Genomic DNA, 16,813 nt, shown 5'->3' with positions numbered 1-16,813 from the left:
CTCAACAACAATCCCTCTCTACACTGAATGCGAAATGTTTGCGAAAAAATGCAACTTTTCCACCACTTATACACCTAAGTAGGACGGATCCTGCTCGGCATATTGTACGTGTGCTTAAATAATTAATTGCTATAGGAAGTTATATGGGTATTGAGTTTGACAATGGAGTTCTATTATTTGACTCCTTTTTTACCGCCACCATTGGTATTTTGGTGCTATTTATCGGTAGACGAATAAATGCAGCGGTAGGTTTTTTGCGCGAGTTTAGTATTCCCGAACCGGTTACCGGCGGTATTCTGTTCTCGGTAATGATTGGTTTAATCTACGCCCTCACTTCTGTTGAAATTGAATTTACCCTAGTGGCCCGTGACATTTTGCTGGTGTACTTTTTCACCACTATTGGTATTAACTCAAGCCTTAAAGATTTGCTCAAAGGCGGCATGCCACTGGTTATTCTCTTAGGTATTACAATCGGTTACATGATCCTGCAAAACTTAACTGGTATCACTGTAGCCAAAATATTTGGTTTAGAGTCTGCCGTAGGTATGCTAGGCGGCAGTGTGTCGCTGATTGGTGGTCACGGCACCGCTATTGCTTGGGCGCCTCGGATTGCTGAAGACTTTGGCATTAGTAATGCCATGGAAATTGGTATTGCCAGTGCGACTTTTGGCCTAATATTAGCCAGTTTAATGGGTGGTCCAATTGCCCAGTTCTTAGTTAATCGACACAACTTAAAGCCCAAAAAAGAAGAGCCTTTGGATGTAGGTGTAGCTGAAGAAAACAAGAACAACAGCATTACCGGTTTTGATTTCTTAGATGCGATCTTAGCCATTCATGTATGTATTATTCTTGGCTTCTTGTTAAACGAAGCCATTGCGCAAGCAGGTCTGCAACTACCGCTGTTTGTTACCTGTTTGTTTGCCGGTATTGTTATGACCAACTTGGTACCTCAGTCGCTTCCGCGCTTAACCGGTACCCAGTGGCCGTCTCGCAAACCAGCCGTTGCTCTAATTGCCGACATATCACTAGGCACCTTTTTAGCCATGTCATTAATGAGCATGCAGCTATGGACCTTAATTGATTTAGCCGGTCCAATTTTGGCGATTCTTGCCGCACAATTTTTGATTGCTATCTTGGTGAATATTTTTGTGGTGTTCCCAGCCATGGGCAAATCTTATGATGCAGCGGTGATATGTTCAGGCTTTGGTGGTATTTCTTTAGGTTCTACTCCCACAGCAATGGCAAACATGTCGGCGGTTTCACAACGCTACGGTAACTCTCACCTAGCCTTCATCATTGTGCCGTTGGTCTGTGCATTCTTTATCGATTTAGTGAATGCCCTGCTAATTCCATTCTTCCTAGCTAATTTCTAGCGTCATTGAGGGTAAGGTTATTAAGCCTTACCCTCAAAATTTTTAAGCTTTTGTTTCTTATATCTATTTACAGCAAAATTAGCACACCTTCCTAGGCTTACTCATCTCACCCTCCCATTGTTCTGCTATAACTTTAATGTTTAATTGTTCAAAATTCACCCAAACCTAAGGAGGCGCTTCCAATGACAATGATTAGCGCTAAACAGTTTTCAAGCTGGCTACGAGATCGCTTTGGCGAAGACAAAAAAGGGGTGTGTTTATCACGAGAAGACATCAATCACCTTACTGGTCGGCAAAGCTTTTCGTTAAGTTTTGTACACGATATTCATTATGAGCTGATGCCCCACGGTATGGCTTTTGTTACCGACACCAATCGAGAAACATTCTACCTAGTGCCAATAAGCCAACGAAACTGGCGTGAACACCTAGAAAAACAATACGAGAAGGACTTGTTCTGCAACGTATTGCCATTAGATAAATCTGCCAGTAACAACTAGGGGCTGCTTATCTTTAGAGCCTAGTTAAGCGATCTAATTGCCACCTTAATGCGTTTTACTAATAAGCGTTCGATGAGGTGGAAGTTTGGAAAGTTTACAACGAAACTACAAGTTACTCGGGTATGCTGGCTTAAGTGTTTTTATCGCTTTGGCATTGGCGGTAGTATTTGGAGCAACAAATACGGGCCCATCGCCTACCCAATTATTTTTGTATTACAGCGTCAGCATTTTGTGTTTTTTGTCCGGTAGCCTATGGGCGCAAACCGTCTCGGGAAATGCATTTGGCCTAGCTCAGTTATTTATAAGCAATGCCCTTACCGTGCTAGGTTTTGTTTGCTTGGCCATTAACTCTCCAACTTTTGCACTCACGATATTAGCCTGTGCTTTTAGCTACCTTTACTACTGCGAATGGCACAGTGCTAATTCGAGTCGATTAGGTAAACGCTACCAATCTATGCGCTTTAAACTCACCACAGTAGTGGTACTTTGCCACCTTGTGGTTCTTAGTCATCAGTAATCTGGAGCCTATATGCAATTACGAATTTTTTATGATGCCCAATGCCCACTTTGCGCAGAGGAAATGCGTCAACTCAAGTTTTTTGACCATCGCCAACTCATTGAGCTGCAAGATATTAATCAAGCAGATTTCACCAGCAAATATCCACATATTGACCGCTCCGAAGCCAGCGACATACTGCATGCGGAAACAGAAGAAGGCACCTTGCTGCTAGGCTTAGACGTTACCGCGCAAGCGTGGGGCTTGGTCAATCAGAAACCTTGGATACAACTGTTACGCACGCCCTTATTGCGCAAAGTATCCGACAAAGCCTATTTGGTTTTTGCCAAAAACCGCTTCAAAATATCTAAGCTGTTAACCGGTAAAGAGCGCTGTGATGAACAAAGCTGCGGCGTGGGCAAACAGTTTGATTGACCAACAAGGGCAGCCTTAAGATGCAACGACTAATCGATGTCAACTTAGTACTTCGGGTCTATGAAAAGATTTGTCGCTTAGGAAAAAAACAGCAAGAACACTACTTGTATGAAGGCCTAAGTGCCAGTTCAGACTGGGACGGTTATACCATTGTTGTTGCTAACTCCCAGCTTGAGCTAAGCGTGTTTTTTCATAACAAGTACCAGTTCTCTAGTCATGACGACAAAGCGATTGAAGGCTTTATCAAACAGCTCAAATTTATTGACGAACAGTGAATGCTGCGAGATCTAGCTCGCAAACTAACACTCCAAGGTTACTGGTCAGAGCTCCAACTGCTACAGTAACAGTTTTTTAACAAGTGAGCAGGAAGCTTATTGTGTCGAAGCCAGTCCAGCAATGGTTTAAGGAATATGCGCGTAGCCATCAACATCCTACAAACAAGGCCATCCACTGGTTTATGGTGCCTGCCATCTACTTTAGCATTGTGGGCTTGTTGTGGTCAGTTCCCCTACCAGGAACGAACTCTGCCAACAGTAATGCGCTATGTTGGCTCAATCTAGCCAGCTTGCTAGCCATACCGGTTCACGTCTTTTACTTCAGCTTATCTAAACCCCTTTGCTTAGCCATGGCGCTGTTTACTGTAAGCTGCTTTTTAGTTTGTGATTTGATTACTCAATTTAGCCCAATTGCCATATGGCAGGTGAGCCTAATAATCTTCGTTGTCGCTTGGATTGGCCAATTTATCGGTCACAAAATAGAAGGCGCTAAACCTTCATTTCTTGAAGATATTCAGTACCTACTAATAGGTCCGCTGTGGTTGATGGGTTTTGTATTCGATTACCTAGGTTTAGATTACCAACAAAAATAAGCCGTAAGCTTTAGTAAGCAAAAAAATACCCCGCTTTAGAGCGGGGTATTTTTAAACAAAGCGATAACTAAAGCTTATTTCTCAGTGTAACTATCGTGAGTTGCTTTTAGCTTATAGAAGGTTGCTTGAGAGTAATCATCTAAATCGCCAGAGATGTTTTGGTTGTAAACACCAGCTTTAAAGTACATGTACTTACCACCAACATCGTAGCCACTGTCGCTCATGTCTACTACCTGAACAGCGTCTTCTTTGCCTTCTCGAGAAACGGTAACAGTCATGGTATTGCCAACCACTTCGATACGATAGCTAAATACTTCGCCTAGCGCGATACCATCTTCACCAACCTCAGCCGTTAAATCACCTACTAGCGGATAAAAATCCTCTTTGGTAGCGTCTTGGCTTTCGTGAGCAAAGTAAACTGCACCAGTTGCTTGGTTTGGTAGCTTACGGTAGTACAAACGAATTGGCTCATCGTTTTGGTCGTGGATTTGACCAATAATAAAGCGACCTACTTCGTTAGCAGCACCAGTAGTGGTGGCGTGGTCAATTTTAAGGGTAGCTTCTAGAACGCCATCAATACCGCCGGCAGCTTTTAAGTCTGCTTCTGGAGCGCTTGAGAATACCCAGTTGTTTTTGTTCACACCTTTAGTTTTATGCGACATGTTACCGCGACGTAGCATTTCACGAAGCTCGGTACGCGCATACTTAGTGTTTTTAGAGGTACGAACCCCTTTCACGTATGATTTGAATACTAAACCACCATCGTCTGCTGTATAGAAGATCTCAGGGTGCTGATAACCGTTTGCAAGGTTCCATTCAGACACGTCATCTGGGCGTTCATTTTTGTCGTGGTCGAAAGGCTGCGATAAGTACCAGTAAGACAGGTCAAAGTTTTCGCTTGGCGCGTTACCTGGTAGCGGCGTTTCTGGTAAAGCCGGAGTTGGAGGAAGCTCAGAACGCAAACACGTTACTGTGGTTTCACAAGGGTATACGGCTGGCGCACCAAAATCACCTGAACGAAGGTCTTTACGTGCTGCTTTACGTGCTTTCTCTGCAGCTTTCATTTCTGCAATCATTGAAGCTTCAGCTGCAACTACTGCACTAGTAATGATGTGGCTTGATGGACAAGCGTTAATGCTACAGTTAACGGCTGCTAGTTCGGTTACACTGTTCCAACCATTTTTGGTGTTGCCGTGTCCTACATATCTTACGTAGCGGGCATTTACCGCAGGCTCAAACTGAAAACGCTCTAAACCAAGGGCTCTACCAGAGCTCTCTTGAGCTTCTAAAACAGTGGTCCAGCTTTCACCGTCAACACTCATTTGGATATCAAATTTAGACTGACGCTCGTTACCTTTACTAAAGGCTGCTTGAACAGCATCAAACTCTTGAACTGAGCCGTAGTCTAGCATTGCCCATTCGCCATCACCGGCGGCAGACCAACGCGTTGTAATGTCTTGGTCGAATAAACGGTCAGGGCCGTTACCATCATGGCTACTTGCAGTAATGGCTACTGGCGTTAATAGAGCTTCACCTGTTTCTTTGTTATTCGTAAACTTTTCAACAGAATCAGGAGTAGAAGTTGATGTACAGCCTACGGCTAAAAAAACAGAAGTTGCTAACAAGCTTTTAAGATAGATATGTTTCATGTATCCATTCACCTAATGTTGTATAAATCAACTATATAGTTTTTTATATAATCGACTCAGTGCTGTGTGTTGACGTGGAAATTACAGCTATCTCCGTTTCCACATTATCTGAAACCCTATACGAGAGCGTTTTCAAATCTAATGAACCATAAAGATAATATAATTTAATAATACAAATATATATGAATGTTGATAAATGCGATTAAGATCTAATCCTGCGGTCCGCAATAGTGATCTATGTTCAAAAAAATAGCACATATTTACCCGTTTCCTAGGCGATTCAAGTTGCCATTTGAGATTGGCCACAGCCTTTGCGCTTGTATGGGTCTGTTCTACTTCAGCGGTTTATAGTCGGCGATTTCACCAAAAATGATGCGCCCTATTTTGCTTGAGTCAAGCACCGTGATGATTGTAGTAGTGATGCCAGCACTTCAATTTACCAGTTACCTAACAAAGAGGAGGTCTACGGTTTTTGGAAGTTCGATATTTACAGGGTAGTCTACTAGGGAGAAAAGGCTTTATGTATGACAACTTAAGCGTTGAAGACGAAGATAAAAAATAAGCCGCAAATGCGGCTTAGTCTATTTACACTTTTATATTTATGTTTTCGCCTAGTCCAGCTCTAGTCGCAGGTGCGGCTTCTGGTACGTCAGCTGCGGCCACTAATTCTTGCACCGCTTTACCGTCTTGCTCTTGCTGACTTTTCGCCAGCTTGGCTGAAATCACTTCCATTGATTGCGAAGTGCTTGCTCCACTGATTTCCATTCTACCTCCTATTCCTGGACATCAAGCCTATAGCGGCAATACTGAGTTTTTCTTTAGTAAAATTTGCTATTTAGTTATCACAAGCTTCTGTTGTGAGCTGGTGCTCGCCTTTATCTTCACCTTCGGCAATGACAAAATCGCTAACAAACTGATAGCACTGCACCCCACCCTGCATCGCCAAGGCTTTAATGGTAATCACTCCACTGTTGCCAGACTTGCGATTACTCCATTGCTCCTTAGCACCTTGTTTTGGCTGCTTCATCAGCTTCTTCATGGCTTGTTCGTATTCATCTCGATCTTCATCAGTAATACTGTCAGTGCTCTTAAGGCCTAAACGCTCTGTAGTACTGTCGCCAATCCTACCAATTAGATTAAACGGTGAGGTTAGTATTCCTCCTACAAAACCAGTCACTAAACCTTTGCTGGCTTCTTTACCTGCATCTTCGGCTTTGCTCACTAAATCATCGGCACTGGCAATCATTTCGGGGATTTCAATCCTCAAGGCCTCGCTCTCTGCCAAAATAAGCGGCACTTGTGGCACCACTTTAGCAATCTCTTTATTGGTTCCACGCACCGTAGTGTTGGTTTCATCCACTCGCTTGAGGATCCCCGGCAGTTCTTCGCGCCACGCTTCTGTTTGCTCTAATACCGGTTCAATGGCTTGGCTAATTGCGGCAACTTCATCAATGATTAAAGGCAGTTGAGCGTTGATGTCATCAACTCGGCTTAATACATCGGGGATCAATTCTTGGTAACCTTCACTCTGCTCAATAATTTGCGGAATAAAGGTTTGTAGCTCTGCGATTTGCGCCACAATTGGGTCAACCCGCTGAGCAGTACTATCCACCTGCTCTAACATGCTCGGCAATTGGATCCGCACTTGGCGAAGTTCTAAGGTAAAAAATACAATCGCTGCGGCTAGTGCAAACAACCCCAAGGCAGTGAGTATTCGAACAAAGCGTAAAAAACCTTCCATTTAAGCCATTTTCCCGTTGATTCTTCTCGCATAACCATAACCTATCTCTAGAGCCGAGTCTGCGTAAACCGCGGCAAAACCATTAATACCAATCACACTAAGTAAGTGATCAGAAACAACGCATGAAAAATGCTCGAGAATAAGGCAGGATTTTTCGATAAGCAGTTATTCTACAATCAAAAGTTCTATCGCAATTATCGAGTATTTGAACCAGATAGAATGAACAGGTACTTAGTACGCTTGGTACAATAGCTTTAGCTGTGACTAATTGAAGCTGATACAATTACTCGGTTAGAAAACAATAGGCTTCAACATGACCCAAGTAAACAATCCCCTGCACGGCAAAACTCTCCAAAGTATTCTCGAAGAACTGGTTGAATTTTATGGTTGGGAAGAATTAGGCGCGCGCATTACCATTCGCTGTTTCACCCACGACCCAAGCATTAAATCTAGCCTTAAGTTTTTACGTAAAACTCAGTGGGCACGTGACAAAGTAGAACGTTTATACCTACGAATGAAAGGCTTAGCATAAGTTTTTAGCACCGCTTAACACCTTGTCGCTAGCGAGCAAAGCTAAACGAGCATATAGTAATAAAACAGCTAAGTTGCTGATTACTAAATAGAGGCTAATTGTGGAACTTCGACTAATACTCAACGGAAAGAAAGCTCACCTGCCCGAGATACGCGAAGCCGTGCAACAACTGCGCAAGCAAGGGCACAACATTCAGGTACGAGTCACCTGGGAAGGTGGAGACGTTGAACGTTTAGTCGCTGAGGCCCACCAGCAAGGTTGGAGCTCACCAGATAAAAAACTAGTTATTGGTGGTGGTGACGGTTCGGTGCAAGAGGTAGTTTCTGCGCTTATGCAATACCCCGCAGAGCAACGCCCAAGCCTAGGCGTATTGCCACTTGGCACAGCCAATGACTTTGCCACTGCCTGCCAAATCCCCGATACCGCCTTAGCAGCGCTCGAGTTTGCATTATCAAACAGCGCCAAAGCGGTTGATGTAATCCAAGCGACCGATTTAGAAAATCAGCAAAAGTTCTATTTTATGAACGTACTCACCGCAGGTTTTGGCGCCCAAATCACCGCAGAAACCCCAGTTGAGCTTAAAAACTTTTTAGGGGGTGGCGCTTATACCCTCTCTGGCATTGTGCAAGCGCTAAACTTTAAACCTTATATCGGCGAGATAAATAGCCCCGATAAACAATTTTCTGGCGGTATCATCATTGGCGCCTTATGTAATGGTAAGCAGGCTGGCGGCGGCCAAGTATTGGGGCCCAATGCCTACCTAAACGATGGTTTAATGGATATTTGTTTAGTTCGAGATTTTCCCGCTACCGCGCTAAGCCAAGTACTGCAAGAAGCATCAGCCTTTGGTAATGGCGAACAAATAAATGCCGACTATGTTGTCTCTTGGCAAACGCCTTGGTTAGAAACCAAATCTGAGCAGTTTATTCCCACCAACCTCGACGGCGAACCGCATAAATTTAACCACGCGCGCTTTGACGTTGTTCCCAATGCTTTGCCGCTAATAGTGGCCGGCTCTTGTCCTTGTTTAATGCCTTAAAGGGCGGACTAGCAGCTAATTTTTTAGCCTCTAAGGCTTGCTTAACTGCCCTAGCTTAACGAGTTTCGACTAAGCTGAAAGGTAGGCCAGCAAGCTAACGAGGCAAACATGTTAGGTGAAAACCACGCGCTTATTTTCGAGTTTCCGGAACATCGGGAGAGAATTCATCAACTTAAAGTAGCAGACAGCGATTTTAATTCGCTGGCTAAGCGCTACCATCAACTCGACCATAAAATACGCGGCTTAGAAGCCACGCAAGTTCCCGCAGAAGACCAATACTTCATGCAAATGAAGCTACAACGCGTTCAACTCAAACAGCAAATCTTTAGCATTTTGTCACAAGCCAATACAGCAACCGCAGAGTAGTGACTAAAAAGAGTAAAGCTAATAAGTTAATTTTATTCGCTTTTACTTGAACCTTGTTGCTAAAACTACCTATATTGGAACTAGTTTTTATTGTCGCTTGTCATGCAAGGCTAAAAGGAATTACCAATGCCAAAGCAGAAAAATAAAGTATTACTGCTATTTGCGCACCCGTCGCAAGATCGCTCCGAAATCAATAAGCCTATGTTCAAGCTTGCCAGTAAAATAGATGGTGTAACCGCCATAGATTTATATCGCGAGTATCCTACTTTTCGAATCGACGTAGACAAAGAGCAACAACGCTTACTCGCGCACGATATTGTAATTATGCAATTTCCACTTTATTGGTACTCCACCCCAGCCATTTTAAAAGAATGGCAAGACTTAGTGCTGGAATACGGATTTGCTTATGGGCACGACGGCACCATGCTGCACGGTAAAACATTGCTTTGTGCTATTACCGCAGGCGGTGCAGAAGCGGCTTATAGAAAAGAGGGTTATAACCATTTTACTATTCGTGAATTACTGCACCCATTGGAGCAAACTGCCTCGCTAATTGGTATGCGCTACCTTGCACCTTTCACCCTATTTAGCTCTCGTACCGCGGCCGAAGAAAGTCGCGACAAAAAGCATTTAGAAGATTGGACTCAGCTACTTAACGCATTAGTAAACAACCAACTCGATTTTGAACTTGCTGCAGGCTTAGCCAAGCTAGATGTGCAAAATATTGACCTTATTAAGGAGTTGCTATGACCGGTTACTTCTTGCAAGCCTTTGTTTACTTAATTGCTGCCGTGCTGGCCGTGCCACTGGCCAAGCGTTTAGGTTTAGGCTCGGTATTAGGCTACTTAATTGCAGGGGTAATTATTGGCCCTGTGATAGGTTTGGTAGGCGCCGAAACCGCCACTATCCAACACTTCGCCGAGTTTGGCGTAGTGATGATGCTATTTGTGGTAGGCCTAGAACTAGAGCCTAGAATGCTCTGGAATATGCGCCATAAACTCATTGGCCTTGGCGGCTTGCAAGTAGGTATCACCACCTTGGTAGTGATGTTAGCCTGCTTAGCTTTTGGGCTGCAGTGGTCGATCGCTTTGGCGGTTGGTTTAATATTCTCGCTCTCCTCTACCGCCATTGTGCTGCAAACCTTTAACGAAAAAGGTTTAGGTAAAACCGATGGAGGGCGATCTTCCTTCTCGGTATTGCTGTTTCAAGATATTGCAGTAATCCCCATGCTAGCGCTTATTCCTTTGCTAGCTTTGCCAGAGCTCGTGGCCTTATCCGAAAAACTGGGTGAAGCAGCCGCAGAACACGGCGATAGCTTAAACCTAGTGGCGCACCTGCCTGGTTGGGCCTACGCCATTGTGGTGGTTGTGGCCATTGTTGCCTTAGTGGTTGGTGGCCATTTCCTTAGTCGCCCTCTGTTCCGTTATGTAGCTAGCTCTGGGCTTCGCGAAATTTTTACCGCCGCCACTTTAATGCTGGTTATTGGTATCGCAGCGCTAATGGGCTTGGTAGGTTTATCGCCTGCCTTGGGCGCATTCTTAGCTGGCGTGGTACTCGCCAACAGTGAGTTTAGGCATGAATTAGAATCAACCATCGAGCCTTTTAAAGGGCTGCTGTTAGGCTTGTTCTTTATTACAGTGGGTGCGGGTGTCGACTTTGGCGTATTGCAATTGCACTGGGGTAAAGTTATCGCCATGGCTTTAGCCATTATGTTAATCAAAGCCACCATTTTATTTGTTTTGGCAATTATCTTTAAGATTAAAAACAGCGACCGTTGGCTATTTGCCCTTAGCTTGGCCCAAGCCGGTGAATTTGGCTTTGTACTGCTTAACTACACTGTGCAAAACCATGTTATTCCGCATGACTTATCACAAATCTTGTCGTTAGTTGTGGCCTTCTCAATGTTCTTAACACCGAGCCTGTTCATACTCTATGACAAAGTGATTTTGCCACGTTACGAACGTTCCGAGAATCATCAAGAACCCGATGAAATTGATGAAAAAGGCACGGTAATTGTTGCGGGCATTGGTCGTTTTGGGCAAATCATCAACCGCTTTTTAGTGGCCAACGGCATTAAAACCGTGGTGCTCGACCACCAAGCGGGCCAAGTAGAGTTAATGCGTAAAATTAACATTAAAAGCTACTTTGGCGATGCCACCCAACCAGACCTACTGCATACAGCGGGGATAGAAGAAGCCAAGCTTATGGTGGTTACCATCGATGATAAAGAGAAGGTGCGCGACATCGTTAAATACGTAAAACACGCGCACCCGCATGTGCGTTTAATGGTGCGGGCGTTTGACCGCGGCCATGCTTACGAACTGCGCAGCTTAGGTGCCGATCACATAATTACCGAGGCCTACTACTCTGCACTAGAAATGGGTGGCCGAGCACTTAACGAATTGGGCTTTCATCCCTTTAAGTCTGAACAGCTTAAAGCCGCGTTTGACCAAATAGAAAAAGACAATAAAGAAAAGCTCTACCAAACTTGGTTAGCGGGTAACGAAGACAACCGCTTTAGCAACGACTACCGCGAACTGTTTTTGCAGTTAGAAGAGTTACTAGGCAAAGCCATGAGCAAAGATCGCAGCGACGGTCACTCGCTTACCGAACGCGGCTGGACACCGCCACCTAAAAGCTATCAAGACGACTTTAAGCAATAGTCATTAGGGTCTGTTGATCTTTGGTGTTGAAATTCTGTTCGAGATAAGCGGGCTTTAATCGCGGCGAGCACTTAGAAGCCTAGTGGGCTAAGCAAGAAGTGCTTAACAAAGAGTAAAGTTCGCTTATCCGAACCCTTCGGGCAGCATTTATTAGCCATTAATTCAGCGTTAGCGAGTGATTATTAAGCCCACTTAACTGCACACTCACTGCCTTGCCTAAATGGCTAATAAATTGCTGCAAAAACCATCAGCAAAGATCAACAGCCCCTAATACAAACAGCCCCATAGCAATAGCCATGGGGCTGTTTGTTTTTAAGCGGTAAAAGCTGGCTGCTAAGCGTTGCAGTCAATCTTCGCTTAAGGCTTAATAGGGCAAATTTTTGATATTAAGCGCAGTATGCATATCAACCAAGCTGAACGAGACGCTCTCTACAAAGTTATCTACTCGCGCCGCGATGCGCGCAAAGACTTCTTAAGTACCCCGATAAGTGACGAGGTTATTCAACGCATACTAGCCGCAGCTCACCACGCGCCCAGCGTAGGTTTTAGCCAACCTTGGGACTTCATTTTGGTAAGTAAACAGCAAACCAAACAAGCGATTAAATAAGGCTACCAAGCCGCTAGCGAAGAGTCTGCCAAACAGTTTTCTGATGACAAACGCGAGGCTTACCAAAGCTTTAAACTTGAAGGCATTTTGGAAGCGCCCTTAGGCATTTGTGTTACCTGCGACCGTGAGCGCAACGGCCCAGTAGTAATAGGCCGCACCATAAAACCAGAAATGGATTTATATAGCACCGTATGTGCTATTCAAAACATGTGGCTAGCCGCCCGCGCCGAAAACCTTGGCCTAGGCTGGGTAAGCATTATTCACGACGAAGTACTGCGAGAAGCCTTAGCCATTCCAGAGCGTTTAGAAATTATTGGCTACCTGTGTATCGGCTATGTATCCGGCTTTGAAGACAAACCAGAACTGGAGCAATTTGGCTGGCTAGAGCGAGAGAACTTAAACCAGCTGGTTCATCACGAGCAATGGTCAGATAAATCTAAGTAAACAAGGTAACTGCCTATCTGGTGTTAGACCACAACACATCAGTAAAAGCTCGCTATCGTCTTCAATCAATTGATTTAAATTCACTCTGACACCTTTTATTTTTGGGACCACTAACAAAAACTACCCAATACACCCACAAGACGATAAAGGTAAAAACAAAGACCAATAAGATGAAAGTTAGTTCTATAAAACTACCAGGTCGAGACATTGTGAAAAGCGTAATCACTAATTGCACAACGGTTAATACAATAAAAGGCCCAAATATTAGCTGTGACGTTCGCTTTACCCAGCGTGGGGTTAACGGGTGATGAATTCGACTTAAGCACTCTCCCTCTGCAACTGCTGACTCAACCGGATCGATGGTGTTATATATTCTCCCACTTACGTGGCAAAGCCTAGGGCCCATCTTTTTAATAGGTATATCTTGAGTGATAACCAATTTTTGTTCGACAGAATCAAGATCAAGCTTCACTCCTTTGGGAGGAACTAATACATACCTTTTACTCACCAAACATCCTTGTCATCTAAATTGTTGAGCATTTACACTTAATTTAACGCAGCCACCTTTTATAAGCGTGGCATTTGGCCACTAACTTCTCTTTTACTCGTAAAGTAAGCTAAGAAAATGAATAGTGCACCAATAGGGTTAGCCAGAGGAATGATCTGAACAATACCAATAGCTATGAGTTGGCCTGTCTTTCGCTGAACAACAGCAGTATGAATCCATAGTGAATAAACAAAGACAATTGAAACCATAGCGATCAACACCCATACAGAGTATCCAAGTTCTTCTCCCATTATTTCTGGGGCAATCAACCAAATTAAAGCCCCAGCAATCAGCACTGATGTACTAAGCCAAATCAATATCAATAAGATTTTTCTCCAAATACCCAAAGATGAAAAAGTCCATTTTTCGTTAACCAATTTGGTCATTATTACTAAACCTCCGATTGTGTATACTCTGTAAAACCAAGAGCACCGAATACAAAACCCGATGAATAATGGCTAATTATTTAAGTAACTAATTTGACTCTGACACCAGTAATTCCATGTGTGATCTACAAAACTCTTTAATATTACCTATGTTTAGGTGCACCGTATGAGGATAATTTTCAACAGCAAGGTGTAACCTTACCTCGTTCATAAATAGGCTATCAGACAGATACACGTCCTTTACCGTTATCTGAGTATTTGTAGCGAGTTTTTCTTTAGAAAGAATATAACGACTTGAAGTGCTATCTATTTCTCGAAGTTGATAGCTTCCTATTTCTTTAGTGTTGTCAAAAGACGCCCAGCCATATACATACCAAGACTTTCTAAGATTGCACTCTTCTCCAACAAGAGAACGAAATGGATGTGAATTGCCTGCTTGGACATATTCAACTTCAATTGATGAACCTATTCCTATTAAGGTAGGAATACTAAAAAAGACGCATAAAGAAATAGTTAACACTTTTTTAATTGACACTTAAATACTCAATCCTTCGAGACAAACATAATGCCGGCCTATAGCAAACAATTACATATAGCTACGAGGCAGCTTTAATTGCTCCGCTAGGTGCGACTGTCAAATGTGTAGCTTCAGTCACCACCGCTACAACCACCCGAATCACCGCCTGAATCTCCACTACCAAAGCCACCGCCACAATAACCGCCGCCGTTACCTGAAGCACCTGCAAGCTTTATCACTAAGGCAAGAACAAAAAATCCAAATAGGATTGGAAGAAACACACTGAAAAACCCGTTCTCAGACTCGATTTCCATGAAGTGCCATGTTGACCACAAACCAGCCAAAATAATAAACCATGATTTCAATGTTCACCTCCTATGAACATTTAACGCTTTGTTAACGGGCGTGCGCAGTTTGTGCATCCGAGCCAACGCCTTTCACCGACATTTTCTTTAAGCAACTTGTTATAACCCAAGTTACATAGCCTGATAATCATTGCCCCCAAACAACCAAGTTACCCACATGAAGAAGTTCAGCAGCAATGCTGAGAACACTAGACCTGTTACAACGCTCAGTAAAACGGCTACACGACCGCCAGGTCGCTCACTAAATATGAAAAATAGCAGAAAAGCCAGTACCGGAAATGAGAGCAACGAATACCAAAATACAATTGGCCCAATTGATCCGGTGTTCGCTAACTTAAAGCTCGCTGAAATGACGACCGGTAAAATGAGTACACATACTATGTATGCTGTTGCTCTGGGTTTACTTAACGCTTTCATACCTTCCTTGGGTTATAACATTTGATTGCAGCGACCTTGCAAACGTGGCCTACCTTACAAGGCAGCCCCTCATAAAACGCAAGCACCAACAAGCGCTAGAAAAACGTCGTTTAATCATATAGTAACAACACCCTGCAAATAACAATTTAATCAACAAAGTGCTATTTACTTGAGTTAGCTCACTTTTGTTCAGTAATCAAAGGATAATAAAGCTTCGAATAGCAGGAGTGTATCAAGGAGCAAATCACCCCCTTCATTATCGCCGAGTCACGCAAGTGCCAAGCGATTAAGCCGAGCATTGTTTGAGCCTAGCGAGTTGCGCAGGCGCGCTTCGCACTGAGTAACGAGGAAATAAGATAATGCGGGGCAGCCTTTCTTTTGCTTCGTTTTCTTTGGCTGTTCAAAGAAAATGACGTCGCCGACAGGCGAAACTAAACACCATAATCGATAGTAAGCTACTCCCTCCCCCCTTCATTATCGCCGAGTCACGCAAGTGCCAAACGATTAAGCCGAGTATTTTTTGAGCGCAGCGAGTTGCGCAGGCGCGCTTGGCACTGAGTAACGAAGAAATAAGATAATGCAGGGCGACCTTTCTTTTTGCTTCGTAAGCTTTAGCTGAGCAAAACTTATGACGTCGCCGATAGGCGAAATCCCCTAAAACCAAAGGGATGTAATAGCTATTCCCCCCAAAAAAGCCAGCTAGCGCGTCTATTCACTCACTGGCTCCTATACCAAAACCCTAGCAACTAGGCCTTATAACTTGGGTAATCCGTTAGGCCTTTTTCGCCACCGCCAAACAGGCTGTTTGGATCGTGTTCGGCCAGCGGATAACCATGCTCTAGGCGTGCGGGTAAATCGGGATTTGCTACAAAGGGGCGGCCAAAACCAATCATATCGGCGAGGCCTTCATCAATAGCTTGTTGGGCGCTATCCGCTTTGTAACGACCAGCGTAAATAAGTACACCTTTAAAGGCATCGCGCAGCGCTTGTTTAAAGGCTTTTGGCGTTTCTGGCGCGTCGTCCCAATCTACTTCAGCAATGTGTAGATACACAATGTTGTGTTTATTTAGCAGCGAAGCAGCGGCGGTGTAGGTTTCTTCTGGCTTGGCGTCTACGGTGCCATTTAAAGTCGTGAGCGGAGCTAGGCGCACGCCTACTCGCTCGGCGCCAATGGCGTCTACCATGGTAGCAACTACTTCATCTAAAAAGCGCAGACGGTTGGTTAAGCTACCGCCGTATTTATCGCTGCGTTGGTTAGACTCTGAATCGATAAACTGGTTAATCAAGTAACCGTTGGCGGCGTGAAGCTCGATGCCATCAAAGCCTGCGGCAATGGCATTAAGCGCTGCTTGGCGGAACTGCTGAATAACTTCATCAATGTCTTGTTGAGTCATTTCACGCGGGGTGACTACGTCTACAAAACCTGGTTCTTCGCTGCCATTATCAATAAACACTTTTACATTTTCGGCTTTAATAGCAGAAGATGAAATTGGCTGTTCGCCGTTAATATTGTCTGGGTGGGTCACTCGCCCTACGTGCCAGAGCTGGGCGAACATAGTGCCACCTTTAGCGTGAACAGCATCGGTGACTTTTTTCCAGCCAGCAACTTGTTGTTCGCTATAAATGCCCGGTGTCCAAGCATAGCCTTTACCCATTGGCGAGATTTGAGTGCCTTCGGATACGATTAAACCAGCGCTGGCACGTTGTGCGTAGTAGCTGGCCATCATTTGATTTGCTACATCGCCCGGCTGAGTAGCACGAGAGCGAGTCATAGGTGGCATAACGATGCGATTATTTAGGGTGTGAGTACCAAGCTTTATTGTATCAAACAATGATGTGGTCATGAGTGAGGTTCCTAGTCATTTGCTAAC

The 16,813-nt window shown here is 44.2% G+C and carries 19 protein-coding genes and 2 pseudogenes; 12 read left to right on the top strand and 9 right to left on the bottom strand.

The genetic code is table 11. The features are described 5' to 3' along the window. Positions 1–143: 143 nt before the first annotated feature. The 6 genes from gltS to LQZ07_RS07510 all read left to right on the top strand — a co-directional run bounded on the left by gltS (position 144) and on the right by LQZ07_RS07510 (position 3,669). Complete coding sequence (gene gltS / locus LQZ07_RS07535; protein ID WP_016400972.1) at positions 144–1,373, top strand: sodium/glutamate symporter; 1,230 nt, start codon at positions 144–146, stop codon at positions 1,371–1,373. A gap of 182 nt (positions 1,374–1,555) precedes the next feature. Then, a complete protein-coding gene (locus LQZ07_RS07530; RefSeq protein WP_016400971.1) occupies positions 1,556–1,870 on the top strand; it encodes a hypothetical protein in 315 nt (104 codons plus the stop codon). 85 nt (positions 1,871–1,955) lie between these two features. Next, on the top strand, positions 1,956–2,387 hold the full coding sequence (locus tag LQZ07_RS07525; RefSeq protein ID WP_152779879.1) for a DUF3429 domain-containing protein: 432 nt from the start codon (positions 1,956–1,958) through the stop codon (positions 2,385–2,387). A 12-nt stretch (positions 2,388–2,399) separates the two neighbouring features. Further along, positions 2,400–2,801, top strand: a complete 402-nt coding sequence (locus tag LQZ07_RS07520) for a thiol-disulfide oxidoreductase DCC family protein (protein ID WP_016400969.1) — start codon at positions 2,400–2,402, stop codon at positions 2,799–2,801. Positions 2,802–2,821: 20 nt separating this feature from the next. Continuing rightward, positions 2,822–3,076: a DUF3081 family protein gene (locus LQZ07_RS07515; protein WP_152779881.1), complete on the top strand. Its 255-nt coding sequence runs from the start codon at positions 2,822–2,824 to the stop codon at positions 3,074–3,076. Between the two features lie 101 nt (positions 3,077–3,177). After that, a complete protein-coding gene (locus LQZ07_RS07510) occupies positions 3,178–3,669 on the top strand; it encodes a DUF962 domain-containing protein (protein WP_249483583.1) in 492 nt (163 codons plus the stop codon). Positions 3,670–3,743: 74 nt separating this feature from the next. Here LQZ07_RS07510 and LQZ07_RS07505 read toward each other — a convergent pair whose 3' ends face one another. The 3 genes from LQZ07_RS07505 to LQZ07_RS07495 form a co-directional block, all read right to left on the bottom strand. Beyond that, positions 3,744–5,318, bottom strand: a complete 1,575-nt coding sequence (locus LQZ07_RS07505) for a polysaccharide lyase family 7 protein (RefSeq protein ID WP_152779883.1) — start codon at positions 5,316–5,318, stop codon at positions 3,744–3,746. A gap of 585 nt (positions 5,319–5,903) precedes the next feature. After that, on the bottom strand, positions 5,904–6,083 hold the full coding sequence (locus LQZ07_RS07500; RefSeq protein WP_016400965.1) for a hypothetical protein: 180 nt from the start codon (positions 6,081–6,083) through the stop codon (positions 5,904–5,906). A gap of 70 nt (positions 6,084–6,153) precedes the next feature. Then, positions 6,154–7,059, bottom strand: a complete 906-nt coding sequence (locus tag LQZ07_RS07495) for a hypothetical protein (protein ID WP_152779885.1) — start codon at positions 7,057–7,059, stop codon at positions 6,154–6,156. A 313-nt stretch (positions 7,060–7,372) separates the two neighbouring features. Between LQZ07_RS07495 and LQZ07_RS07490 the strand changes: the two are divergent. The 6 genes and pseudogenes from LQZ07_RS07490 to bluB form a co-directional block, all read left to right on the top strand. Then, positions 7,373–7,585, top strand: a pseudogene (locus tag LQZ07_RS07490) (VF530 family DNA-binding protein); the annotation flags it as partial. 106 nt (positions 7,586–7,691) lie between these two features. Then, entirely contained in the window at positions 7,692–8,630 is a 939-nt protein-coding gene (gene yegS, locus LQZ07_RS07485; protein ID WP_249483581.1) for a lipid kinase YegS, read from the top strand. A gap of 108 nt (positions 8,631–8,738) precedes the next feature. Continuing rightward, positions 8,739–8,996, top strand: coding sequence for a YdcH family protein (locus LQZ07_RS07480; protein WP_016400960.1), 258 nt, complete (start codon positions 8,739–8,741; stop codon positions 8,994–8,996). Positions 8,997–9,122: 126 nt separating this feature from the next. After that, positions 9,123–9,746, top strand: coding sequence for an NAD(P)H-dependent oxidoreductase (locus LQZ07_RS07475; protein WP_016400959.1), 624 nt, complete (start codon positions 9,123–9,125; stop codon positions 9,744–9,746). Next, positions 9,743–11,659 carry a monovalent cation:proton antiporter-2 (CPA2) family protein gene (locus LQZ07_RS07470; protein ID WP_016400958.1) on the top strand — a complete coding sequence of 639 codons (1,917 nt, stop codon included), beginning with the start codon at positions 9,743–9,745 and terminating at the stop codon, positions 11,657–11,659. The genes LQZ07_RS07475 and LQZ07_RS07470 overlap by 4 nt, the downstream gene beginning before the upstream one ends. A 397-nt stretch (positions 11,660–12,056) precedes the next feature. Further along, positions 12,057–12,710: pseudogene (gene bluB, locus LQZ07_RS07465) on the top strand (5,6-dimethylbenzimidazole synthase). Between the two features lie 61 nt (positions 12,711–12,771). Here bluB and LQZ07_RS07460 read toward each other — a convergent pair. From LQZ07_RS07460 to LQZ07_RS07435, 6 genes are all read right to left on the bottom strand, one after another. Then, positions 12,772–13,218, bottom strand: coding sequence for a hypothetical protein (locus tag LQZ07_RS07460; RefSeq protein ID WP_152779886.1), 447 nt, complete (start codon positions 13,216–13,218; stop codon positions 12,772–12,774). A gap of 59 nt (positions 13,219–13,277) precedes the next feature. Further along, positions 13,278–13,643, bottom strand: coding sequence for a hypothetical protein (locus LQZ07_RS07455; protein ID WP_152779889.1), 366 nt, complete (start codon positions 13,641–13,643; stop codon positions 13,278–13,280). 88 nt (positions 13,644–13,731) lie between these two features. Then, on the bottom strand, positions 13,732–14,178 hold the full coding sequence (locus tag LQZ07_RS07450; RefSeq protein WP_152779891.1) for a hypothetical protein: 447 nt from the start codon (positions 14,176–14,178) through the stop codon (positions 13,732–13,734). A gap of 113 nt (positions 14,179–14,291) precedes the next feature. Next, positions 14,292–14,525, bottom strand: coding sequence for a hypothetical protein (locus LQZ07_RS07445; protein ID WP_152779893.1), 234 nt, complete (start codon positions 14,523–14,525; stop codon positions 14,292–14,294). Between the two features lie 111 nt (positions 14,526–14,636). Then, the gene (locus tag LQZ07_RS07440) at positions 14,637–14,942 is read right to left on the bottom strand and encodes a hypothetical protein (protein WP_152779895.1); all 306 of its coding nucleotides are present in this window, start codon (positions 14,940–14,942) and stop codon (positions 14,637–14,639) included. Positions 14,943–15,688: 746 nt separating this feature from the next. Continuing rightward, the gene (locus LQZ07_RS07435; protein ID WP_152779897.1) at positions 15,689–16,786 is read right to left on the bottom strand and encodes an alkene reductase; all 1,098 of its coding nucleotides are present in this window, start codon (positions 16,784–16,786) and stop codon (positions 15,689–15,691) included. Between the last annotated feature and the right edge of the window lie 27 nt (positions 16,787–16,813).

Source organism: Agarivorans sp. B2Z047 (assembly GCF_023373605.1).
GTDB classification, from domain to species: Bacteria; Pseudomonadota; Gammaproteobacteria; order Enterobacterales; family Celerinatantimonadaceae; genus Agarivorans; species Agarivorans albus.
This window is presented reverse-complemented; position numbering and strand designations above follow the sequence as displayed.